We start from the raw sequence: 24,155 nt of genomic DNA on the forward strand, positions 1-24,155 counted from the left end.
GTTCACGAATTATTATTCTTTTACGCCTTTTTCCATTGCTTTCCAAGCCAATGTCGCACATTTTATGCGTGCAGGGAATTGTGAAACACCTTGCAGTGCTTCGACATCCTCTAGGTCGTATTTATCGCTATATTCTTCACCCATCATCATTTTTGAGAAAATATCAGCAAGTTCTAATGCTTCTGCTACTTTTTTCCCTTTAATGATTTGAGTCATCATCGATGCAGAAGACATCGAAATTGAACAGCCTTCACCGTCAAATTTCGCATCTTCTACAACACCATCATTCACTTTAAGTGTTAAGTGAATACGGTCACCACAAGTCGGATTGTTCATATCAATTGTGACAGCATCTGTTTCTAAAGATCCTTTGTTACGAGGATTTTTATAATGATCCATGATTACTGAACGGTATAGTTGATCTAAATTATTAAAAGACATCGCCAAAATACTCCTTCGCTGAACGCAACCCAGCAACTAAGCGGTCAATATCTTCCTCCGTATTGTACAGATAAAAGCTTGCTCGCGCTGTCGCTACTTGTTGGAGACATTTCATTAGTGGCTGCGCACAATGATGTCCGGCACGAACAGCGATGCCATTCATGTCAAGAACAGTTGCAACATCATGCGGATGTACATCATCTAAGTTAAATGTAACAAGTCCACAACGCTTCATAGGATCGCGTGGGCCAAAAATTTTAAGTCCGTCAATTGTTTCAAGCTGATCCATCGCATAGCCTACAAGCGCATGTTCATGCTTTGCGATATTGTCTAACCCTACTTCAGTTAAGAAATCGATAGCAGCTCCTAAACCAATTGCTCCTGCAATAATAGGTGTACCACCTTCAAATTTCCACGGCAATTCTTTCCACGTTGAATCATGTAATCCAACAAAGTCGATCATTTCGCCACCAAATTCAATTGGCTCCATCTTTTCAAGGTGCTCTTTTTTACCATATAGTACACCTATTCCAGTCGGTCCGCACATTTTATGTCCTGAAAATCCTAAGAAATCGACATCTAGGTCTTGCACATCCATTTTCATATGCGGTGCTGCTTGTGCACCATCCGCTACCATAACTGCACCATTGGCATGTGCAATTTTAGCAATTTCTTTAATCGGATTAATCGTACCGAGAACATTTGATGCCATGGATACAGACACGATTTTTGTTTTCGGCGTAATTGTTGCTCGAACCTTTTCAAGGTCAAGCGTTCCATCTGCCTCAAGGTCAATGTACTTTAATGTTGCATTTTTTTCTTTTGCAAGCTGTTGCCAAGGTATAATATTAGAATGGTGTTCCATATGTGTGATGACAATTTCATCACCTTGCTCAACATTTGCACGACCATAACTAGAAGCTACTGTATTTAACGCAGTTGTTGTACCGCGAGTGAAAATAATTTCTTCTGTCGTTTTCGCATTAATGAAATTGCGAACCTTTTCACGAGCACCCTCGTATTTGTCAGTCGCACGATTCCCCAATGTATGCACACCTCGGTGAACATTTGAGTTATCAAATTCATAGTAATGCTTAATTGCTTCAATTACTTGAATAGGCTTTTGAGATGTTGCTGCACTATCAAGATAAACAAGCGGGTGACCATTTACTTGTTGATTTAATATTGGGAAATAGCTTTTAATGTCTTTATTGATCATTAGCGAACTTTCCTTTCAATAACCTCCGTCAGTTGCTTTTGAACGCCCTCAATTGGTAATTGCGTAACAACTGGCGCAAGGAATCCATGGATAACAAGGCGCTCTGCTTCTGCTTTCGAGATACCACGACTCATTAAGTAATAAAGTTGTAGTGGATCTACTCGTCCTACAGATGCTGCGTGTCCTGCTGTTACATCATCTTCGTCAATTAAAAGAATTGGGTTCGCATCGCCACGTGCTTTTTCAGAAAGCATTAGCACACGTGATTCTTGCTGTGCATCCGCTTTTGTAGCACCGTGTTCAATGTAACCAATACCATTAAAGATTGACTGTGCTGCATCTTTCATCACACCGTGTTTCAAGATGTGACCATTTGAGTTTTTACCCCAGTGACGAACTTCTGTAGTAAAGTTTAGCTTTTGCTCTCCGCGACCAACTACAACTGTTTTTGTATCTGCATGAGAACCATCACCGATAAGGTGTGTAATGTTTTCAGAGATTGTATCTGAATCATTCATTAAACCTAGTGCCCAGTCTACTTTTGCATCACGCGCTAAACGAGCACGACGATTTACATAAGTAGTATAACCTTTAGCCAGTACATCAACCGCACCGTAAATTACTTGCGCGTTATCTTGTACAATGACTTCGGAAATAATATTTGCCTGACCTTTCGCTTCTTCAACTGTAGAAATATATGTTTCTACGTATGTGACAGCTGCATTGGCTTCAGCAACAACTAATACATGGTTATATAGAGAAGCTTCGGCATTATCATTTAAAAATACTACTTGTAACGGTTGCTCAATAACGACATTTTTCGGTACGTAAACAAATACGCCACCATTTACAAGTGCTGCATGAAGTGCAGTTAATTTATGTTCATCGACTTTTACTGCTTCAGTCATGAAATACTTTTGTACAAGCTCACCATGTTCACGTACAGCTGTTAACATATCTGTAAAAATAACGCCTTTGTCAGCAAGCTCCTGTGACGTTTTAATAAACGCTGGTGTGTTGTTACGTTGAATATATAAGTTTTCTTGAGACTCAAGATTAATTAACCCTCTTGCCTCTTCTGGTAATTCATCTAATGAAGTTAATTCTTCACTGACAACTGTGTGAGTTGGGAAATTCATAAAATCCCATTTTGTAATATTTGTTCTATCTGGTTTTGGCATATCTAAACCAGCTGCTTTGTCTAGTGCTGCCGTACGAAGCTCTGCAAACCAAGTTGGCTCACCATTCGCTTCTGAGAACGAGCGCACGTCCTGTACTGTTACAGGCAAGTTAAGTTCCACTGTCATGCTAGTTCGTCCTCCTTCTTATGCTTCTTGTTCTTCTGTTTCTTCTTCGATTCCTAGTTCTTTTTTAATCCAATCGTAACCTTCTGCTTCTAAACGTTGTGCTAATTCTTCGCCGCCTGATTTTACAACACGACCTTGCATCATTACGTGTACGTGATCTGGTGTGATGTAGTTTAGTAGACGTTGATAGTGCGTAATCATTAAGCATCCGAAGCCTTCGCCACGCATTGCATTGATACCTTTTGACACAACTTTAAGTGCATCAATATCAAGACCAGAGTCAATTTCATCTAAAATAGCAAAAGTTGGTTTAATCATCATTAATTGAAGAATCTCGTTACGTTTTTTCTCACCGCCAGAGAAACCTTCATTTAAATAACGTTGCGCCATGTCTTCATGCATTTCAAGGAATTCCATATTTTTATCTAATTCACGAATAAATTTCATTAGTGAAATTTCGTCGCCTTCTTCACGACGTGCATTAATAGCTGAACGTAAGAAATCAGCGTTCGTCACACCAGCGATTTCTGATGGGTATTGCATTGCAAGGAATAAACCTGCTTGTGCACGCTCATCAACTTCCATTTCAAGTACGTTTTCACCATCAAGTTCAACTGTACCAGAAGTAACTTCGTATTTAGGGTGTCCCATAATTGCAGAAGCTAGTGTTGATTTACCAGTTCCGTTTGGTCCCATAATTGCATGGATTTCATTTGTATTAATTGTAAGGTTTACGCCTTTTAAAATCTCTTTCCCGTCGATTTCAACGTGAAGATCTTTAATTACTAAAGTTGACATGAAAATACCTCCATAATGTGTTCTATGAATGGGCAACCATTCCTTAATTATTATCATTCTAATCTTAACTGAAAATCGTTCTCTATGCAAACCATTTTGACCACTTTCACTTTTCAATGATGAAATCGTGAAATATAAAGACTTTGTAAGCATTTTCAGATTATTGGAAATCGAAACTGACAATGAGAATCAACAAAGTTTATTTTCAATGAAATATCTCTAATTGAGAATAGATTTCATCTAGCTACATAGTGGAAACCTCGCATAGAGCGTTAATTGTAACGGTTTTGTGACAAATACGCACAAACAACCCTATCTATACTATATCCTATTTCATTCGAATGAAATCACTTCAAGAAATAAAATTATAGAGTACTAGCATAATAAACACGTCAAGCAGATTTACACTTTTTTACTGTATGATGAAAATTTAAATTGCTTTCAGCAGAAGTCTTCATAAAACTTTATATGTAAATATAAAAAACAAGAATAAACCTGTTCATAACTTTTAGCTAGGTTCAATGAATGGAAAACCTAGTGATTCCTTCCTTTGCAATTATTTTACCAATGTAAAGAGCATACGAGTTGTGGCAAAGGACATAGCTATAGTAGGAACAACTTAGAAATGAAGTTGCAACAAAGCGTGGCATATAACGGGGTGCATTCTTAGTGCATGCGCATAGCCGTTGTAACGGACATTAGCAACATAGCAAAAAAGCGTTAGATTGCTAGCAGGTCAATCTAACGCTTTTGTCTTAAGCTCTCTTCTTTACTATTTTTTAAAAATATAATTCAGCTTATTTTATAAGCCCATAAATAGCCCTTTGATTCAAGAAGGAATGAATCAGGCTCATTAGGCATTTGCACCACAACGGCATTATTTGTTTTTAACTCATAGCCATCATTGATACGTTCAATTTGAATTGGCACTTCTAATTCATTAAATAGCTGGCGCAAGCGATAAATCGTATTATAAAGGTTCGCTAGTGCCTTTCGCTCATCAAGATTTGGCCAAATATCATCTAAAATACGATATTTAGAAACGACTACTCCTTCATTCAACAGCAAATAGTAAAACAGTTCTTCTGTTACCTTTGTGCGCCATTTAATCGCTTGACCGTTCATACGAGTTCCTGCTTCACCTCGAAGGCGAACTTCAAGCTTGGCAATATTGTGTTGTTTCTGACGACCATAATATTTTGCAAGTCGTTCATCTAATTGCAGTACCGTATTCGGTGTCATCGGTTTTAAGACATAATCAAGCGCCTGTACGCGGAAAGCATCTACTGCATACTTCGTATAAGCTGTCGAAAAAATGATTGGTACATCAATTCCTTCCTCTACTAGCTTTAACGCAAGCTCTAAGCCATTTATTTTAGGCATTTCGATATCCAACAGAATCGCATCTGCCTGAATTGTTGAAAGCTCTTTAGCTGCTTCTATGGGCGAAGTATAAGATGCAATAACCTTAAAAAGACCACTCTTCTCCAGTAAACGCTTATGCAAGTTTAGAATAGGTTCTTCATCTTCTACCATAATAATTTTCCACATTGGCATGCTCCTTTAAAGGTTGTTTTAAAATCATTGTAGTTCCTTCATCCAATTTAGATTGAATCATGAGCGAAGCTTTTGGTAACTCTTTAACACGACGTAATACGTTCGTAAAACCAATTCCATTAGAACTGATATTTTTCCCCATTGTTAAAGCGGCTACTTGTTCTGCCGTCATCCCAACGCCATCGTCGATAATTTGAACTACAAGGAAATTTTCTTCTTTTTCTATTTTCACAATTACACAGCCATTTCCTTCTTTTTCAAAAATTCCATGACGAATCGCATTTTCGACAAGAGGCTGTATAAGCAGGCTAGGCACCTCAACTTTTGCTGTATCAATTGATTCATCAATTTCAATTACAACGCTTAATCTACTACCAAAACGAGCTTGTTCAACTTCAACATAAGCCTGAATGATTTCTAGTTCTTTTTCAAGCGTTGCTCGATGTCCTTCTTTTCCAGAATCAAAAATATATCGTAAATACGTAGACAACATGGTTAATAAATGGCCTGCACGTTCTCCATCTGTATAACAGAAGGAAATAATACTACTAAGTGCATTATATAAAAAGTGTGGCTTAATCTGCGCTTGTAAAAAGTTCATTTCATGCTCAATAGCATTCGTCATCGCTTCTTTCGTTAAAGAAATAGCAGAGAGTCGTGCCAATAATGATTCCTTGGATGCAGGCTTTCGAATGTAATCGTTAGCGCCTGATTCAAGTACAAGTGAAATATTCGTAGGATATTCATTAGCTACTAGCATGATAATCGGTAAATCAATATAGCTATATTGAGTTCTTATTTGTTTGGTTAACACTAAGCCATCCATCACCGGCATCACTTCGTCGATTAATAAATAATCCGGTTTTTTATGCTGAATAGTGTAAAGCGCTTCTTCAGCACTATGCGCTAAAGATATTGCGTAATGATTCTGAAGCAAACTTCGCAATACTTCTGCATGTATAACATCATCCTCCACAATCAATAAATTTGGTAAATTATCATTTAGTGTTGGAAGGGGTAACGGCAGAACATAATCGGTTTTATTGTGTTGTTTTTTCTCATATCCCCCAAAAGGCAATGTGATTAAAAACCTTATGCCATTATGTAAAATATCTACCGAATAGCTGCCACCCATTTGTTCAATTATTGCTTTTCCGATTGATTGGCCCGTTTCGTCTGCAGCGATTTGCTTGATAACGTCAGGTCCAGTTCCTTCAACGACTATTCTTACATCTGCATCAAGATGCATAATCGTTAGAACGACTTCTCCATTGACCGCGTGAGCAATGGCTGTTTCCACCACACGATAAACTATTTGACTAATTCTTTGCTCATCTGCTTGTATTAGCAATTGACTATCTGCATGCGTATAAAATCGGATATTTGCTTTTTCCATCGTACGTTCATGCATTTTAACGACATGCTGAAAAATCATTTGCACATTTACCGGATGAACTTCAATGTGAAAATCTTGGAAACGGATTCTTGTAAAATCCTTTAAGTCATTTACTAAATATAGTAAACGTTCAAGTTGTTGCTCAAGTAATTGATGCTCTATTAAAGTTCGATGTGCTGATAATGATTTTGTGACGTTCAGTGCATGATAAAGAGGTTGTTCGAGTTCTTTTGTTGTAACTTCTAAAAAAGAATCTTTACCTATTGTAGCCTTTTCCAATCTTTCGCTAAAAACTTCCGCTTCCGTCGTTCGATTAATAAGACGCATTGCGAGAAAGACGTTCATACCTAGAATAAAAAATAGTAATCCACCGCGATTAAGAACATTTTTGCCAGAGAAAAAAAGCTGATCGACTGTGCCACTTATCGAAAAGATAAGTAGTGAAAACATCGAGGCACTTAAAATCATTAGTTCATTTCTAGGTATTTTCGTACTTTTAGTGATAAGTAAGTGGACCAATCTCCCAATTATTATTAAAGCCAAAACATTTATGTATCCAAAGAAGAAATATTGTAAAAATGATAATGACCTTGCAGGAAAGAGTAGCGTTCCTACTCCGTATAAGATTAGCGGCATCGCCAACGTAATAGCTGTTCGACGCTTCACTAGCGTTTCAACAGTATAGACAAAGAAAAAGAATAACGTAACGGCATTGATATACGTAATAAAATCTTGTAATCGAAAATACCATTCGAAGGAGATGGCAGGGTACTCCCGAATAAGCGTCCGTTCACCCCTTGTAGATACTAATAATGCCAATGTGAAAAAGTACAGAGCACTGTAGAAAAAAGCTCGATCTTTCGTCCTTAATAAGTACAAGCTAAAATGAAAAATCGAAAAAATAAATAAGATAATGATTGTCGTTTTCTCTAAATTAACATCCTTTACAACATCGTGAGCAATCGTTTCTGCATCACCAAGATCAATTGGAAAAATGACGCCATGCCGTGCATTATAGAAATCTGCTACTTGCAATGTAATGGTCAGTGATTTTGTTTTAGGCTTAAAATAGATTTCATACACTGGATTACTCGGTACTGCCCCTTCCTTTTGCGTTCCAAGCGTTCCGTAAGAAGCAAACTCTTCTCCGTTGATAAAGAGGCGATGTGCAGACCAAATATTTCTTACACGGATGCCTAGTTTATCGAAATGGGCAGGCAATGTAACTTGAAGCTGATAAGTACCATATTGGACGTTTTCTTTCCAAGGCCCCGGCACAATTTCCACCTTTGCATTTTGCAGAATATCGGTTGGCTTTACATATTCATTTCCAACAAACTTCCATTCACCTGACAAGGCAACTACTTTTTCATTTTTAGAAATACCCGTTAGATCTAATATGCCATCTTTTGCTTGCAGATCTGTATTGCTCGTATCTTGATCGTTAAATGTTAAACCGGCTAACATTGTAATGGCCAGTAGAATTAGTATCCAGCTAATCCCTTTCTTTATCATAAATTTCCACCTCATATACATCTTACAAGACCCAACTCTCAAATTACTAACAGAATAAGTGTAATTTCCCTTTTTTAATATAATCATTAAAAGATTGTGTTAAATCTTTCAATTTCAATTGTCTTTTCTGTAATTTATCATATTTTTATTTCGCACTACGCTATTTTTTCAGACTATTTATATACTAAATATTATATAATTAAAGTATAATCAATCGGATTTTTCGATTAATAGAGGTGAATATCCAGTGGAGTTACGTCAATTACGTTATTTTGTGGAGGTTGCAGAACGGGAACATATTTCAGAAGCTGCTGAACATCTTCATGTTGCTCAGTCAGCAATAAGTCGTCAAATTGCTAATTTAGAGGACGAATTAGGCACACCACTTTTTGAACGCGTCGGTCGAAATGTAAAATTAACACCGATTGGAAAAACTTTTCTCGAACATACGATTACTGCTTTAAAAGCCATAGACTTTGCAGCGAAGCAGGTAGAGGAATATTTAGACCCTGCAAAAGGTACTATTAAGATAGGCTTCCCTACAAGCCTAGCAAGCTATGTGCTACCGACTGTTATTTCAGCCTTTAAGCGCGAATACCCAGATTTGCAATTCCAATTGCGTCAGGGCTCCTATCGATTTTTAATTGATGCTGTTAAAAACCGTGAGTTAAATTTAGCATTTTTAGGACCGCTTCCCCCAAAGGACGAGGCAATCCAATCAACTATACTATTTACAGAAAACATTGCAGCCTTATTGCCAGCAAACCATCCATTAGCTAAACGAGAAAGCATTCAACTGGCAGACTTACGTAATGACCTTTTCGTTCTATTTCCAGACGGCTATATATTGCATAAAGTTGCAATGGACGCTTGTCGTGCTGCTGGCTTTTTACCGAATGTAATCTCGGAAGGTGAAGACTTAGATGCCTTAAAAGGTCTAGTTGCAGCTGGAATTGGCGTTAGCTTACTTCCTGAAAGCTCCCTATATGATTCAGCTGCCCGCTTCACGATTAAGGTACCCATTGAATCACCTACAATACCAAGAACTGTTGGCATTATTTCACCGATAAATCGTGAAATCGCTCCATCTGAAAAAATATTTTTAGAGTTCGTAACTAATTTCTATTCTCGACTTTCACAGTTTCAATGACCTAAACAATTGAGATGCGTCCGACGACAGTGCGACAACAACATTCACAGTAAAAAAAGTGGCTGAGACAAAAGAGAAAAAGTGTTAGATTGACTGCCATCAATCTAACACTTTTTTGCTATGCCGTTGTTGTCCGCTACGACTGTGCTTTCCGCTCAGCACAGTAAGCCGCAACCCTCGCTACGCGCGGAATGCCCGCGTCTTACATTGTGTGCTGTCCCGCTGGAGTCACCGCCTTCGCTACCAACAACTAGTGAACACTTCTAATTTTTTTATTGCAAAAGCAAGAATAGCTAAGGTCTCCATACAGCAAAAAATTATGAACATCTTTCGTCTGTTTCTTAATTTTTTTAGTTATGTCCCAGCCACTTTTTCTGTTTATCCAATGCTTCAAGTGTATGCGTTAATCGTCCTTAAATACTTTTTGTAAAATATAATAAGATTGTTTTAAGCGTTCATTGTACTTCGGTTGTTGCCAAGTATCCCAACTATATGAATCCAATGCTGGCAATACATTATTCGTAGACTTCGGTAAAGATTGGACTACTTTTCCTTCTTCATCGACAAATACTACACCAACAAAAATATTATCCACTTTAACTGACGCTGTTTCACCATTTGCATATAAATCTCCCATAAACTCTCGCTGACTTGGATCTTTGGATTGTAGCAGAAGCCAAGGTATTCGTAGCTCAATCACATTATCATCTGTCCATGTGTAGTCAACGAGTGAATTATAGTTAGACGCTTCAGGATTTGCATTTCCTTGTAGCAATTTACCTGTTTCATAAAAGCTAAAGTCTGTCGTCTTTTTTTGTTCTGGTAAGTACAGTTGTTTATTTAAAACATAATAAATCGGCGCAAACTTGCCACTATTTTTAACCGCTGCTTTCATGCGTGGAGGAATCATGCTTAATCGATGTCCATAGAAATAATCATAGAAATCGTAGTATTCATCAATGACAACTCGCGAATCGCTATTTTTATTTAACTCAACAATAAAGTCAACACCATTTGAAAATGTTATATTTTTAATAGTTGTTGCAGATGTATTGCCTTGCTCTGGTACTACGTCTAGTAAAATACGTGGTGATGCTGTTTTTATCTCATCACTCTTCAACTTCATATACACATACTTTTCATCGTAATCCACAGCAAAATCAGTCGAGCTAGAAGGCGAAGTTTTATATAATTGTGTACCTTCTTCCCAATCATTTAGCTTTCCATCCACTTTTACTTTATTTCGATCAAAGCTCATTAGACCGAATTGCTGTTCATTGGTTTGAGCATTGGACCAAAACGGTCGACGATTCGGGTCGTCGTAATCCATTGTATTCCACGTCCGTTTAAACCACTCATCCTGCCATGTAAATACAAGCCCACCAAGCAAGCCTTCATGCATGATATCTTCATACAAATGCTGCAATGTTTCACCTTGTTTCTTTTCAGACATGTGCCCCTGATTCCAACCGTAGACATTTTCATGTGTCATTCCACGCGATGCTGGAATGCCGAATTCCGCGATAAGTACAGGCATTGTATGCGCCTTATGCAATTCATTTAAATAGCCTGCATAACTATTTTTTTGACCACGAAAATCTACATAATTTAAATAATCTTTATCGAAATTAAAGAAATCTGGGTAATAAGGATAGACATGATATGAAGCAAATTGTCCTGGTGTTTGCATTTCCCCTTTTGTAAAGATGACATTCGGGTTAACGCCTACTAAATCTTCATCTTCTGATGGTTCGGATGGATGCTCTAGTAAATCTGTTGTTACCCAGTTGGTAAAACTCATCGGTCGCATCCAATTGTATTTCTCTTTCTCATAAACTGTAATCATGTCCATCTGCTCAGCAAGCCAATGCTCAAAAGGTGTCGCATTTTTCGTTTCGAAATATGTTCCATTATATTGCCCTAAATTAGCATGCTTTTCATTTGTTCCGACGACCATATGTGGATACCACTCAATCCCAAGCACCCAACCAATTACATATTTTGAAACATCTACATCGTATAAGCCGGATGCATGTCCCGTTACAGGCTGCACATAAATATTACCGTGAATAACATCAACCATGCGCTTCATTTCATGTTGAAAATCCTTTAACGTAGTTGCATCATAAGCATCAAGCGATTGTGATAAGCCTTCTTCATTAATCCAAACACCATGTAAAACGTATAGTGGCTTATTAGGATTTTCTTCGTTGTACTTTGCCAGCGCTCGATAGAAGCCTGGCGGGTGTAATGTATATACCCGTATCGTATTCGCATTCATAGCTGCAATTTGATTAAACCAACGATAATACTCTTCTTCAGTGATTGCTGCTTCCCCAGGAAATGCACCTGGTTTCCCCATACCAATATTGACACCTTTGAATGTTATCGGCTCCCATTTTCCATCTTGTAACACTTCAAACGTTTCACCTTGAACACGTGCATTATAGTTTAATTTGTTTGCATGATTTGTTTCTTGCACTTCTTTTTTCTCAAATGTCTCAAATACTTTGTGCATAACTGGTATGTAAATAGACCAATAAAAAGAGCTGTCAGCAAACTTCTCAGCATATTTATAAAGAGTAGGTAAACCTTTGACTTTAGATAGCGTAGGTAAACGCCCCATATCATTGAAGTCTCCTGCAAAATAATAGCTCGTTGTATAACGTTTATCCTGCGAGACAATCGCTGCAAATTGTTGTGGAATATGATTGTCATCTAATAACTTTGACCCTTCTTTCGTTAAATCCCACTTATAGTTGGCTAATGCATCTTCAGCATATTTCGGCGTAATAATATCAAACCAATACTCATATTTTGCACTGCTAGAGGTATTAAAAAATTGCTTACCCGCTTCCGTAAATTGAAGCTCAATCCCTGCCGTTTTAATATGTTTGTCCAACTCTAATACTACGAGCTTTTCTGTAATTTCATTAAATACGATAAATCCTCCGCCTTTATAGGACCAATCGTCTCCGTATTCATCTACGATCCATTGTGGTATTTCTAAATTTTTATGATAATCGAGCTCATCGAAATAACGCCCAATCCATCCTGACCATGAAATTCCCAAATAATCTTGAAGCTCTTTTCGAACAGCTTCTGTTGTTGGCGAAGCAAATGTATTGTACTCGGCTATTAACATACTTTTTTTATTACTAGCTAGTCGAGATACAATGGACTGCCATTCTTCCATCTCTAAACCACCGACAATTTTTTCTGAGCGCTGTCCTAGCCTTTTTTCTTGTCCTAAATCATCTTTATACACACCATACGTATCTGCTAAATAAATCACATCATAGTTACTGTAGTCTGTTGGGAATTTTTTTTCCGTTACACTTTTTAATTTGTCATCTGGTTGCGTACCGAAATAACTGTCCACTAAATCATAAGGCTGATTGTCCATCGTATACTTGTAATGATTTAAAAACCAATTCACGCCGAGATGTTCGCGATATGTTTCATTTGGAACTGTTTTATCTAAAATAGCTACGTTAAGCGGGGTATTATCATCCAAGTACCAAATAATAATCGGAGTAATAATGAGCATTAATGTAATGATAATTCCTATATATATTCGCTTCATACACTTTTCTCCTTTTCAGCAATCCCGACACGCTTCATATTTCCCCATTCACTCTTTCTACGTACAAATCGAATTAATCCTTCACAACGCCATAGTAGTGTAAGTGGGCGATACCAAAAAATTTCAGTAAACGCTAAAGTAATCATACGTAACAAGTCTCTCTTTCTTGGATACGTATTCATGCTCCAAGCCTCAAATAATACGGAAGCAACGGAAAAAATAACACCATAAATAACAAAAAGCAATAATAACAAAATCGCCATTTCATAATAAATTTGCCCTAAGAAAAACGCGATAATAATATAGATATAGCCACCTAGTTCTACAACAGGTCCTAAACATTCCACAAGCCAAAAATACGGAAACGACACCATACCAATCAAACCGTATCGTGGATTTAACGTCATTTTCTTATGTTTCCAAAGACTTTCAAACATCCCTTGGTGCCAACGTCTGCGCTGATTTCGCAAAACACTTAATGTATGCGGCGCTTCTGTCCAACAAACAGGGTCTGGCACAAATTCAATTCGTTTATTTTCTTTTTTCTCTTTAATAAGTCGATGAATATTGACAACGAGCTCCATGTCTTCACCAATAATATTGGTCGAATAGCCGCCTGCTTCAACAGCCCATTTTTTTGAAAAGACACTAAATGCACCTGAAATAATCAACACAAGATTAAATTTACTTAATGCAATTCGCCCCATTAAAAAGGCTCGCAAATATTCAATTATTTGCATGATAACTAAATAGTTACTAGGTAATCGCATATCATAAATCGAGCCAAGTTGCATTTTCGCTCCGTTGGCGATACGTATATTGCCCCCAGCTGCAATCACTTCTCCATCAGATAAAACAATCGGCTTCATTACACGAAGCAATGCTTTTTCATCTAAAATGGAATCCCCATCAATGGAACAAAAATACGGATATTGTGATACGTTGATACCAACATTCAATGCATCAGCCTTGCCGCCATTCACTTTATCTACCAATATACAATTCATATAAATTTCTGATTCATAAATTTGGATAACTTGCTTCGTATGAATATTTGTTTTTATAATTTTATTTACAGGTTTCATCTGAAAGTGCTTAATGACCGTTTGTAGAGTATTGTCAGTGGAACCATCATTAATAATAATAATTTCTGTTTGCGGATAACGTAAATTAAGCAATGAATAGACGGTATCTACTACCCCTACTTCTTCATTATAGGCAGGAACTAGTAAGGACACAGGCTTGGAATAAAAGGCATCTATATGCGCATCATCATACTCCGAAGGGTCTAAACGATATCGCTTACGCAAATCAAGCATTGCGATAATTAACATGGTGCAATATGAAACAATAACAAACAGCATATAAAATACAATTACGCCGCCAAAAAATAACATGGAGTAATGTAAAATTTTCATCTCGTTCCCTGCTTTCTCATTATTGTTTCTTGTGCCATCTCCACTGCATAATGATCAGTAGAATATGAAATAAACTCTTTTAATTTCTCTAATCCGTCACGATCTTCAGCAATCGTCTTCGCAGCTTGAGACCGAACCCACCAATTTTCATCTTGAAGAAGCTGTTCTAAATAGGGATAAGAATAGGACAAGGGGACATATTTAAATATCTTCCCTACCATTAAGCGTACTTCCCATAAATGTGACGTTACGAAAGGAATATACGGATTGATATTTTCAATTACACCAATTTCAAACAGGCCCTTTAGCGCGCGTATTTTAATTTCATCATTTTCATTCGTTAATAATTGCTCTAATTTCTCAATATATTGCATATTTTTTTTGGCCGCAGCCGTATCGATTACAGCAAATTGAATGCTCATTGACCAGCTCGTAAACTCATCAAAAAATCGCATAAATATATCTTCCTCTAATAAAACGAATAATCTTCTATATTCACTTTCAGAGTAATTTGCATTGGGGGCCTTTATTTTTTGAATAAATAATTCTGGCTGAAATAAAGAATATATTTTAAGCAATTGAAAAAACTCTTCCTTAGAGTATTTCGTTGTCTCTAATTTTTTACAAGCATCGAGCAATTCATCGAGCTGCAAATCGGCGATACGATATAATGCGTTCATGCGAATGCTCCAACGTTTATTCATTAAATCATTTTCATAAAATGTCTTTAAATACTGATTGGAAAAATTCTTCATTTTCCATCTCATATCATCATTCGTAATGTTCTTTAAATAGGATGAAAAAATCATTTCGATTGCCTGAACTTGCGGCTTGCCACGTGGTATAAGCACCACTGAAAAAATTTCATTATTAAAAAGATATTCATACCAAAGCTGTGAGTAGTCTTTTAAATAGATATCTCTCGATTTTTTAAAACGCACTTCACTTTGACGTTGATAAAATATATACATCATGAAGCCGCACAGAACGATGAACAGTATAGCTATTACGGATAAAAGAAAATCAAGCGATAAGTCTATCATTGCCAATACCTCGCAAAAGTTCGTTTAATTTTTGCTTCTAATAAACGTAAGTTAAACGGTTTAACTATAAATTCATCTACGCCACCTTCATATGCATTGAGTGCGGCGATCTCTGAGTTACGTTCAGACATCATGTAAATGAGGAATCGCTTTTCGTTCGGCATTGTTCGTAAGCTGTGTAAAATTTCTAAGCCATTATTGCGCGGTAAAATATCATTCATAATAATTAAATGCAAATGCCCGGATTGATAAGTATTAGATTGTAAAAAACTATAACCATCTTCATATGCTGTGACATCAAAAGTAAAATTAGCGATATCCATGGAATTTAAAGTCGTTTCTAACACTTTTCTAAAAATAGCATTTTGTTCAATAATACTCACTTTTACAAGTTCAATGGATTGTAAACGATAATCCTCTATCTGTTCAATCCACCATTGCTGTTGATTGCTATCAGCCAGTAATGCTTTATTTTTTTCTACTAGTATTTCAAAGTTAATCTGATTATTACGTATTTCTGTTATAGAAGCTTTTAAGGCAACGTGACTTTCTAGCGTTGTATCTTTCTTTAGTAAATAAAAGATTCTTTTTAAAAATGCATTCGCTTCAACATCGCTACTTTGTAAAAAAATAATGCCCCAATGCTCTCCATCTGCCAATTGGAAGAGTAAATCCGTCTTCCGAATATTTTCCGTTAAAAAATCAGTAATTTGAGCATTTACATTGCTTTGATTTACTTCTGAAGAGCTACTGTGTACACACTTTAAAAAAATTGTGGTAATCGTCATATGTGAACGAATAGCACTTTCAAGCATAATTTCAAAATATTTTTTAACATCTTGTTCTAGCATTATATCTTTTGCGAAAATTACTTCATTCATTATTCCTACCTCCTTGTAGCTCTCCTCGAAATAATTCAAAGCCTTACTTGTTTAGTGCCCGATAGGAACAAAAATAAACCTTGTACTAACCGTACATAATTATTGATAAACAAGGTAAACCCCACCAAATAAACTTTTATAGGAAAGCGAGTCAGACAAGCCCCCTCCATATGGCACATGCCATATGGAAGATGCTCGATGCTCGCCCACAAAAAGTTAAATGGTGGGGCTTGTCATATTTAATCATTATATAGCTTTTCGCTATTTCAAACTACAGTAAAAAATACGTTTAATTGACTTATCTATCCTTCCTTCATTTGATAGATTGCTTGTCAATCCACTTTAATGTATCTGAACTTAAACCGCCAGCGCGCCATAATACTACCTCATGGTAGCTTTTTTGTTGGACATAGCTAATCCATTTTTCAAGTGTCTCTTGATCCGCATACCATACCTCATGACGTACATTATTGTCATCAGAATAAGTGAAGTAGGCAGCTCCGCTTGCTTGATCTCGTTGTTTCTTTACTTTCGTTTTGGCGAGAAGTTGCTCTGCCTCAATTTCCGTTAAAGCAACTGCTTTCCCTTGTGCAGCCCATTTAAATCCACCCGTTGCAAAAGCAATGGCTAAGTTTTGATTCGACTTTTGTATTTTTTTTAGTAAGTCATCTAAAAATGAGAATGTTGCTTTTGCTCCAGGTCCACTATGATAACCATGGACATTGTACGCCATAACAGTATACTTTGGGCCATCGGGCAATTTCATATCGAATGGAAAACGCGGTTCTAATACAACATTTAGTGTGATATTTTTTTTGGATAACTGTTGATAAAGCTCTTCTAAAAAAAGTATATATTTCGGAAGATCCTCTTTCGCTACCTTTTCATAATCAATTTCTATTCCCTTGACCTGATATTGCTCAATAATTTGCAATATATTATCGATATGCTTTTGCCTCGTTGAAGTATCTTGGAGCAGGCGATGTAATAACTTACTATCCTTCTGAACTGATGGGGCGTTATCTGTAACATAGTCATTGATTAACGTAAGCATCACAAAATGTGTGGCATGAAATTGTTGCTGTGTTTGTTGCAACATCTCTACCGCATTATCTGTTAATAATAATTGATCTTTACTGTTGAAATAAGCGCCAAATACACGAATATCCTGTAAACCCTGCTGTGAATTTTTCACGTCTTCTATTGCTGATTTTTTTTGCCATTCGGGCAACCAAATAGATAATTGCAACTTATTTTTATTTTTTAGCTCTTCCTTTGCTTCAACCGGAACTTCTTTGCTATTACTACATGCTGTGATAATTAGTAGTGCCATACAGATAAACCAAATAAATTTTCTCACGTGAATCTAACTTCCCCTCGGTTTAGAAGGTTTCAATAAAGAAGTCTACAACGTTATTAAACAATGTCGTTGTTTTATACTTTACTTTATCAAAATTCGTATATTGATTTGAAAAGAGTGTCGTCTTGTTTCCATCTGTTATTAATAGATCATCGATCAATGTATCGTAAATATCATCTGCATACTGTTCATGTGTCGTATCTTTTTTACTATACATTGCTCCGATTCCTAATTGAGTCCCATTAATAACTGGATTTACCTTTATTGTCTTCGATAATACATCGTCGACATTTATCTCTATTTTATCTTTATTCACAGCGATATTAAATACTCTTTTTTGTGTTAAATTTCGTGGATATTCATCTTCATCAATTCTCGAACCTTTTTGTGTATCTTGATAGTTATAGACAGTTGCTTTATTAAATGCGTATTGTTCTTCATCCCACTTAATATCATTTAACTGCAAGCGTTCCTTTTCAACAACACTTGCTCCAGGCAATTTTTCTGATACAACAATCTCATTGTCTATTAATGCAATGCGAATATAGCTATTGCTTTTTTCATCATAGTTCAAATATAGAGATTGCTGCCCTACTACATTTCCTTTAAAAGCAAAATTGACATTATATTGATTAGGCAAGGCATCCTTTAAAATAATGCGCCCTTCACTGGATGGTGCAGACGTTATAATGATTTCATTATTTTTAAATTCTGCGGCTCCATTAATAATGGACCATTTTTTTGCTTGTTGCGCATCCCCTACTTCAAATGCTACATTTTGTTTACTCGCTTGGCGGATTTTCATCATCACATGGTTTGTTGACCAATATGGCGATACTTGTAATCGACTTAAGTTATAGAGATCTGCATCTTTGTTATTATAGGCACCTAGCTCTAAATTGAAATGCATACGAAATGTATTTTTAATTTCGGTATCGTTAATACTCTCTACTAAAGGGTCCATATTATTGTAAAGTGCATTGGCATGCATAATGGCATACGCCTTTGGCACTTCATCTAACTTTTCTTCATAAATATCGTGCATTAATTTATAATCCTTTTTAATTCGCGTCTCCATTTCTTTCCGCGTTTCACTCGGAATCATAAACTGATTGCGAATAAAGTCCATTAAATAGTGATTATAATATTCGATTGTCGTTTTATTTGGCACATCATTCTCGTCAATCATGCCTAATGACTGTCCTTGATCATTATAAATATTAATATACGTCAGACGGTATCCATTGGAACCTAATTCCCAAAACCCACTTTTTTGCATCAGTAATAAATCTTTAGGTTTTAAAAATTTATTGTCTCTCGTATCCATTTTATTGGCATACGTAAACATGGTTGCTTTATAATTCAACTCTTCCATAATGTTTTGAGCGAAAATACTTGAGTCTGTGCGTCCATCTTCAAATGATAAAAACAACGCTTTCTCTGGTAGAGGTTTTTTCTTTTCATAAAAATCTAATATATCTTGCTGGGTAATCGTTTTGTAACCTTGCCCTTCAAGTAACTCCAACTGTTTTTCCAAGTTCTTTCTGGACACGTATTTTGGAGAATCATTTCTACTTACGCCAAAGTAGGATAATGCAATAAAACCATCTTTATTAATTAGAGGAACAGTTTCCTCTTCTTTTTTTTCTGTTAAGAACACGACACGTATTAATATCACCGCTAAAAATACAACGATAACGAATTGAGCAATAGAACGAAGTAATTTTCTGCGATTTTTTTTAGCTGGATTTAATACAACATTTTTTTCACTCATTCCTTCTCACCCATTTTTCTTATTTTCAGCATTGAAAATCGGGATTTCCGAATCTTTTGTTTTTCCAATTTCTTTTCCCTTGCCAATACATCTTGAGGTGTTTCTCTTGTACCCCAAGTTGATTTCCAAAATGTCACCCACGCCACAGGCATTTGCCAAAGTAAAATAAATTCGTAGAAAAGGACAAATATAAAGCCAAACATCCACAACTTACTTCGTCTAAAGAATAGGTGGGCCAAGCTCATCAGCATTGCCATTAACAATAGACCCATTAAAAATGTTGTTGGAAATATCCCATGCATAATAGGCACATAGATTAAATTGTAAACTACGACAATTGGTGCTGCGATTGGTACAATTAAACCAATGATAAAGAACAAAAACATAAAAGGTTCTTTTTTCCACATAAATAAAAAGGCTCTTAACGACTCTCGTAACCATGATCGTTTCCAGCGCATTTGTTGCGACAAAAAGACTTTTGTATCTGAAGGTACAATCGTAGAACATACTGCATTGTCTTGATAGCCTGTGCGATGCGTCTTTAAAATATAGTTTGTCATACTACGATCATCACCAAATGTTGCCGGTTGCCCTAAAAACTTTTGATTTAACCATGCTGTTTCATTTTTTAATATAAGCTCTTTACGATAGCATGCAAGTGGCCCCGATAAGCATGTTACGGTGTCAAACCAAGACTCAGCCGCTTTCATTATACGAAAGGCTATATAATATCGAACCGTTTGTAGTTTTGTTAGAGCATTCGTAAACTTGTTTTCTACTTCTGTTCTCCCTGCTACACCGCCCATTTTAGGATCTTGGAAAGGTTGTACTAAATTTCGAATGGCGTGAGGCTCTAAGAAGCTATCTGAATCGACGAAAACGACTAAATCATGTTTGGCCAAATGCACTCCCGCTATTAACGCTTCACGCTTCCCCCCATTTTGAGGTAGCTTATGAAATTTCAAACGTCCCTCTGTTCTAAAACGCCCACCTTCCCTATGAATCAGCTCAATCATGTTATTGGCGGCTTCCTCTGTTCTATCTGTAGAGTAATCATCTACGACAATAACTTCTAATTTATCCACAGGGTAATATTGATTTATACAGCTTAAAATGGTTCTATGAATCCATTGTTCTTCATTAAATACTGGAATAATAATAGAAACACCGGGTTCATATTGAGGATTGATTGGCACATTCTTATAGAAAATACCAAACAAATATCTACTTAGAAGAAATGTTGCTGCGATTATACTATATAAATATAAGAACTTATTAAACTTAAAATAGATGACACTTTCAGCACGCATTAATACAACGATAAGGGAAACAATAAATAAAAATAAACTCGCTACAAAAATTGAAAGTCCCCAACGTTTTTTCGTTAAATACTCATTTAAAGGATTCAAAAATTCAAACGCATAGTAGTATCTCGTTTTTCCATCTATCTCTTTTGTAAATTGACGGACTACTTTAGCTTTTAACTTTACTTTTGATTCATAACCCTCAGGCATCGCTCCATCAGGTATTGTGAACTGCATCGTAACAATTTCATCAGCTAATAATTGATTTGCACTATCCGTATAAACAAGGATACCTGTCACTGAAATATCTTCAGCATAATATTGATAAGGATTTTTTTGTCTAGCTCTTTTAATGTTCACTTCAAATGCAGTTTCATAACGCAAACTTAATAACTGTAAACGATAAATTTCATTTACATTTGTAGGGTCAATATCCCCTTCTGTTTGGTACGAAGCCCCTCGACGATTAACGAGGCTCCGTACATTTTCAGGGTCAGGAATATTGGATAAGATACGTCGATCAGAGCGTGGCATTGTTAAAATCTCTTTTTTCGTTTTCATGATTATCAATTCACTTTCTTATTTGAATCTTCTTCAATCCAAGTCGACATTTTTGCAAAACTATAGCCTTGCTTTTGAAGTTGTTCAATAATTAATGGCAGTGCTTCGACTGTTTTTGTACCGTCTAAAATATGCATCACCACTACCTTTCCTGGAGCTGCCCTAGTCATAACCCGATCATAAATATCTTGTGCCGTATAATCTAAGTTCCAATCAAATGATGCAATATCGTACATGGCAATTGTTTGAACGCCAGTAGCGGCAATAATTTTAGCAGACTCCTCATTAATAACACCTTGATTTGGTCTAAAATACAATAACGGTGATTCTTGTAAGGCATACGTGAGTGCTTGGTGTGCCTTCAATACATCTTCTTGTAACTCCTCTGGTGTCATCGTTGTTACATCGACATGATTATAAGAATGACTCGCTACTTCGTGTCCTCGATCTACAATTAATCGTGCTAATTGAGGGTTTTTTTCAACACCCTTCCCGATTAAGAAAAATGTACATTGAATATTGTACTTATCCAAAACATCTAAAATTTCCTTCGTTCGTTCCTCACTTGCCCAGTCATCAAAGGATAAAGCAATTTCTTTTTTTGTTGTATTTTTCCGATAATAGACATGCGGTTGGACATTTTCATATGCTGGATTTATTTTTATCGCATCGTAGCCTTTAATTTCCTCTAATGATTTAACCAAATATTCGTTTTCAAATACGTCCGTTAACGTAGAAAATGTAAAGCCTTTTTCTTTGCCAAACTGTGCAAGTAACGGGACAACATCAATGACGGCCGGATTAATATACGTATTTAAATGGATGACTGAACCACTATCTACATACTTTCGAATATACGTCATCATTTCCTCTGCACTTTGCATATTACGATCTTTCGGATTAACAGATGCCTCTACAACAGCTTTCATATTAAGAGCATTTGTCGCATAACGCATATTGTCTGTTGCGTCCCCTGAACGACTTCTCACATACTTCGGTGTATAACCTAATTGCTCTTCAAAAATTTGATTTGTTAAATATATTTCTTTATAAGTCTCTTCATAATCTATATCTGCCATATCAGGGAACGTTAATGTACCGTTTTCTACTTCATGGCCTTTGCTCAATATGTTCTTAACCAATTCAGGTTCTTGTGCTAGACGCATACCTTCAATAAAAAACGTTGCCTTGATGTTCGTTTGATCTAATACCTTTAAAAGCTTTTGCATTGTCTCATTATCTGCAAGTCCATTAAAAGTCAAAGCCACTTTTGGGGTAAGAATATTGGCATGATGTAAAATATCGCTCATCGTTCCATCATGTTCTTTTATTTCAATCGACGAATCTACTGGTGCAACTTGACTTTGTGTTTCGGATTGACATCCTGCTATGAACAAAGCGACTAGTAAACTACATAATTTTAGTCTTTTCATTTCCACACAGTTCTCCTTACAATTTATGATAATTTTTATTGGCAAATAAAAAATGGGTATTCCGTGTATCAAAAATTAGTGCAGCATATTGATCGAGCAGTCCATAATCAATTTCTGCATGATTCGTTAAAATTAATACAGCTTCTGCTTCTTCGATTAATTGTTTTGATAATGCAACAGTATTAAGTGTGTATTGGTTGACTGAAAAAGTTTCGATAAATGGGTCCACAACCATAACATCATATTGCTTCTCCAATAATTCTTGGATGACGTGAAGTGCAGGAGATTCACGGAAATCATTAATATTTGGCTTATACGTGACACCAATAACAACAATCTTTCCAGCTCGTAGCTCTTTCTTCTGGTCAATAAGATAATTTTCCAGTCTTTCAACCACAAAACTCGGCATGGAATCATTAATTTTATCTGCCGCCTCAATTAATGAAGCCGTAATACCATGTTGCTGTCCTGCCCATAATAAATATTTAGGGTCAACAGGGATACAATGCCCCCCTACCCCTGGACCAGGTGTAAACGGCATAAATCCATATGGTTTTGTCGAAGCAGCTTCGATTACTTCCCAAATATCTACATTCATTTTGTAGCATATTTTGCTCAGCTCATTAACAAGTGCGATATTGATTTGGCGAAAGGTATTTTCCAGTAACTTCTCCATCTCTGCAACCCTTGGGTTAGAAACAGGAAAAACATTTGTATTGATGATCGTTTCATAAAATAGTTTTGCTATTTCTAAACATGCTTCTGTCACACCACCGACTACTTTCGGTGTATTTGAAACGGTAAAATTAATATTTCCAGGATCAACACGTTCAGGGGAATAAGTTAAAAAGATATCCTGCCCAATCACATAATTACTTTTTTCTAAAATTGGTTGAACGATTTCTTCAGTCGTTCCAGGGTACGTCGTACTTTCAAGAATCACTAGTGTATTGGCAGAAATATATTGTGCGATTGATTTGGACGCATCTTCAATGTAAGAAATATTCGGTGTACCATCTGCTGATGTTGGAGTTGGTACACAAATAATCATGACATCTACACTTGCAAGCTTTGAAAAATCCGCAGTCGTTTCCAACTTCTCTTCTTTTAAGACCTCTTGGATAACAGCATCCGATAAATCAGCAATATAACTTTCTCCATTCGTTAGCTTAGCTATTTTTTCGTTATTTTTATCAATACCAATTACTTGAAACCCTTTTTTGACCATTTCTATAGCGAGTGGTAATCCTACATAGCCAAGTCCGATTACACCAATTTTTGCCTGTTTCGTTTTGATTTTTTTCGATAAAGCTAACTTTGGTGAGTCAATTTTAATCCCCATAAACAAATTACCCCTTTACCTAATTTTAAACATTAAATACAAATAAATCCTTTTTTGTGCAAAAGGAATT

The 24,155-nt window shown here is 36.3% G+C and carries 16 protein-coding genes; 1 reads left to right on the forward strand and 15 read right to left on the reverse strand.

From position 1 onward, the window contains the following. Positions 1-12 precede the first annotated feature (12 nt). The 6 genes from sufU to FC748_RS17830 form a co-directional block, all read right to left on the reverse strand. The gene (gene sufU, locus FC748_RS17805) at positions 13-441 is read right to left on the reverse strand and encodes a Fe-S cluster assembly sulfur transfer protein SufU (RefSeq protein WP_024362717.1); all 429 of its coding nucleotides are present in this window, start codon (positions 439-441) and stop codon (positions 13-15) included. After that, positions 431-1,660: a cysteine desulfurase gene (locus FC748_RS17810; protein ID WP_024362716.1), complete on the reverse strand. Its 1,230-nt coding sequence runs from the start codon at positions 1,658-1,660 to the stop codon at positions 431-433. Before FC748_RS17810 ends, sufU begins: the two co-directional genes overlap by 11 nt. After that, positions 1,660-2,967: a Fe-S cluster assembly protein SufD gene (gene sufD / locus FC748_RS17815; RefSeq protein ID WP_024362715.1), complete on the reverse strand. Its 1,308-nt coding sequence runs from the start codon at positions 2,965-2,967 to the stop codon at positions 1,660-1,662. The genes FC748_RS17810 and sufD overlap by 1 nt, the downstream gene beginning before the upstream one ends. A gap of 18 nt (positions 2,968-2,985) precedes the next feature. After that, positions 2,986-3,765: a Fe-S cluster assembly ATPase SufC gene (sufC, locus tag FC748_RS17820; protein WP_024362714.1), complete on the reverse strand. Its 780-nt coding sequence runs from the start codon at positions 3,763-3,765 to the stop codon at positions 2,986-2,988. A 792-nt stretch (positions 3,766-4,557) separates the two neighbouring features. Then, the gene (locus FC748_RS17825; protein ID WP_024362713.1) at positions 4,558-5,316 is read right to left on the reverse strand and encodes a response regulator; all 759 of its coding nucleotides are present in this window, start codon (positions 5,314-5,316) and stop codon (positions 4,558-4,560) included. Continuing rightward, positions 5,288-8,233, reverse strand: a complete 2,946-nt coding sequence (locus FC748_RS17830; RefSeq protein WP_024362712.1) for a histidine kinase — start codon at positions 8,231-8,233, stop codon at positions 5,288-5,290. The genes FC748_RS17825 and FC748_RS17830 overlap by 29 nt, the downstream gene beginning before the upstream one ends. A 247-nt stretch (positions 8,234-8,480) precedes the next feature. Here FC748_RS17830 and gltC point away from each other — a divergent pair, with 247 nt between their 5' ends. After that, a complete protein-coding gene (gene gltC / locus FC748_RS17835) occupies positions 8,481-9,383 on the forward strand; it encodes a glutamate biosynthesis transcriptional regulator GltC (RefSeq protein WP_025220406.1) in 903 nt (300 codons plus the stop codon). A 403-nt stretch (positions 9,384-9,786) separates the two neighbouring features. Here the strand turns inward: gltC and FC748_RS17840 are convergent, their stop codons facing one another. The 9 genes from FC748_RS17840 to FC748_RS17880 all read right to left on the reverse strand — a co-directional run bounded on the left by FC748_RS17840 (position 9,787) and on the right by FC748_RS17880 (position 24,085). Continuing rightward, the gene (locus FC748_RS17840; RefSeq protein ID WP_108030996.1) at positions 9,787-12,969 is read right to left on the reverse strand and encodes a hypothetical protein; all 3,183 of its coding nucleotides are present in this window, start codon (positions 12,967-12,969) and stop codon (positions 9,787-9,789) included. Next, entirely contained in the window at positions 12,966-14,387 is a 1,422-nt protein-coding gene (locus FC748_RS17845) for a glycosyltransferase family 2 protein (RefSeq protein WP_024362709.1), read from the reverse strand. Before FC748_RS17845 ends, FC748_RS17840 begins: the two co-directional genes overlap by 4 nt. Further along, positions 14,384-15,430, reverse strand: a complete 1,047-nt coding sequence (locus FC748_RS17850) for a HEAT repeat domain-containing protein (RefSeq protein ID WP_108030997.1) — start codon at positions 15,428-15,430, stop codon at positions 14,384-14,386. The genes FC748_RS17845 and FC748_RS17850 overlap by 4 nt, the downstream gene beginning before the upstream one ends. Further along, a complete protein-coding gene (locus FC748_RS17855) occupies positions 15,427-16,311 on the reverse strand; it encodes a response regulator (RefSeq protein ID WP_108030998.1) in 885 nt (294 codons plus the stop codon). Before FC748_RS17855 ends, FC748_RS17850 begins: the two co-directional genes overlap by 4 nt. A 313-nt stretch (positions 16,312-16,624) precedes the next feature. Next, positions 16,625-17,671, reverse strand: coding sequence for a glycosyl hydrolase family 18 protein (locus tag FC748_RS17860; RefSeq protein ID WP_229387517.1), 1,047 nt, complete (start codon positions 17,669-17,671; stop codon positions 16,625-16,627). A gap of 22 nt (positions 17,672-17,693) precedes the next feature. After that, positions 17,694-19,445, reverse strand: coding sequence for a polysaccharide deacetylase family protein (locus FC748_RS17865; protein WP_108030999.1), 1,752 nt, complete (start codon positions 19,443-19,445; stop codon positions 17,694-17,696). Continuing rightward, the gene (locus FC748_RS17870) at positions 19,442-21,310 is read right to left on the reverse strand and encodes a glycosyltransferase family 2 protein (protein WP_108031000.1); all 1,869 of its coding nucleotides are present in this window, start codon (positions 21,308-21,310) and stop codon (positions 19,442-19,444) included. The genes FC748_RS17865 and FC748_RS17870 overlap by 4 nt, the downstream gene beginning before the upstream one ends. A gap of 5 nt (positions 21,311-21,315) precedes the next feature. Further along, the gene (locus FC748_RS17875) at positions 21,316-22,743 is read right to left on the reverse strand and encodes a polysaccharide deacetylase family protein (protein WP_227665376.1); all 1,428 of its coding nucleotides are present in this window, start codon (positions 22,741-22,743) and stop codon (positions 21,316-21,318) included. A 16-nt stretch (positions 22,744-22,759) separates the two neighbouring features. Further along, positions 22,760-24,085, reverse strand: a complete 1,326-nt coding sequence (locus FC748_RS17880) for a nucleotide sugar dehydrogenase (RefSeq protein ID WP_024362702.1) — start codon at positions 24,083-24,085, stop codon at positions 22,760-22,762. Positions 24,086-24,155 lie beyond the last annotated feature (70 nt).

The organism is Lysinibacillus sphaericus (assembly GCF_005217585.1).
In the GTDB taxonomy this organism is placed as follows: Bacteria; Bacillota; Bacilli; order Bacillales_A; family Planococcaceae; genus Lysinibacillus; species Lysinibacillus sphaericus.

Excerpts from the sequence above, each read along its gene's own strand:
- FC748_RS17870 (WP_108031000.1), bottom strand. The coding sequence starts at position 21,310 with ATGAAAACGAAAAAAGAGATTTTAACAATGCCACGCTCTGATCGACGT.
- FC748_RS17850 (WP_108030997.1), bottom strand. The coding sequence starts at position 15,430 with ATGATAGACTTATCGCTTGATTTTCTTTTATCCGTAATAGCTATACTG.
- FC748_RS17865 (WP_108030999.1), bottom strand. The coding sequence starts at position 19,445 with ATGAGTGAAAAAAATGTTGTATTAAATCCAGCTAAAAAAAATCGCAGA.
- FC748_RS17810 (WP_024362716.1), bottom strand. The coding sequence starts at position 1,660 with ATGATCAATAAAGACATTAAAAGCTATTTCCCAATATTAAATCAACAA.
- FC748_RS17875 (WP_227665376.1), bottom strand. The coding sequence starts at position 22,743 with ATGAAAAGACTAAAATTATGTAGTTTACTAGTCGCTTTGTTCATAGCA.
- FC748_RS17880 (WP_024362702.1), bottom strand. The coding sequence starts at position 24,085 with ATGGGGATTAAAATTGACTCACCAAAGTTAGCTTTATCGAAAAAAATC.
- sufU (WP_024362717.1), bottom strand. The coding sequence starts at position 441 with ATGTCTTTTAATAATTTAGATCAACTATACCGTTCAGTAATCATGGAT.
- FC748_RS17840 (WP_108030996.1), bottom strand. The coding sequence starts at position 12,969 with ATGAAGCGAATATATATAGGAATTATCATTACATTAATGCTCATTATT.
- sufC (WP_024362714.1), bottom strand. The coding sequence starts at position 3,765 with ATGTCAACTTTAGTAATTAAAGATCTTCACGTTGAAATCGACGGGAAA.
- FC748_RS17855 (WP_108030998.1), bottom strand. The coding sequence starts at position 16,311 with ATGAATGAAGTAATTTTCGCAAAAGATATAATGCTAGAACAAGATGTT.
- FC748_RS17825 (WP_024362713.1), bottom strand. The coding sequence starts at position 5,316 with ATGTGGAAAATTATTATGGTAGAAGATGAAGAACCTATTCTAAACTTG.
- FC748_RS17830 (WP_024362712.1), bottom strand. The coding sequence starts at position 8,233 with ATGATAAAGAAAGGGATTAGCTGGATACTAATTCTACTGGCCATTACA.
- FC748_RS17845 (WP_024362709.1), bottom strand. The coding sequence starts at position 14,387 with ATGAAAATTTTACATTACTCCATGTTATTTTTTGGCGGCGTAATTGTA.
- sufD (WP_024362715.1), bottom strand. The coding sequence starts at position 2,967 with ATGACAGTGGAACTTAACTTGCCTGTAACAGTACAGGACGTGCGCTCG.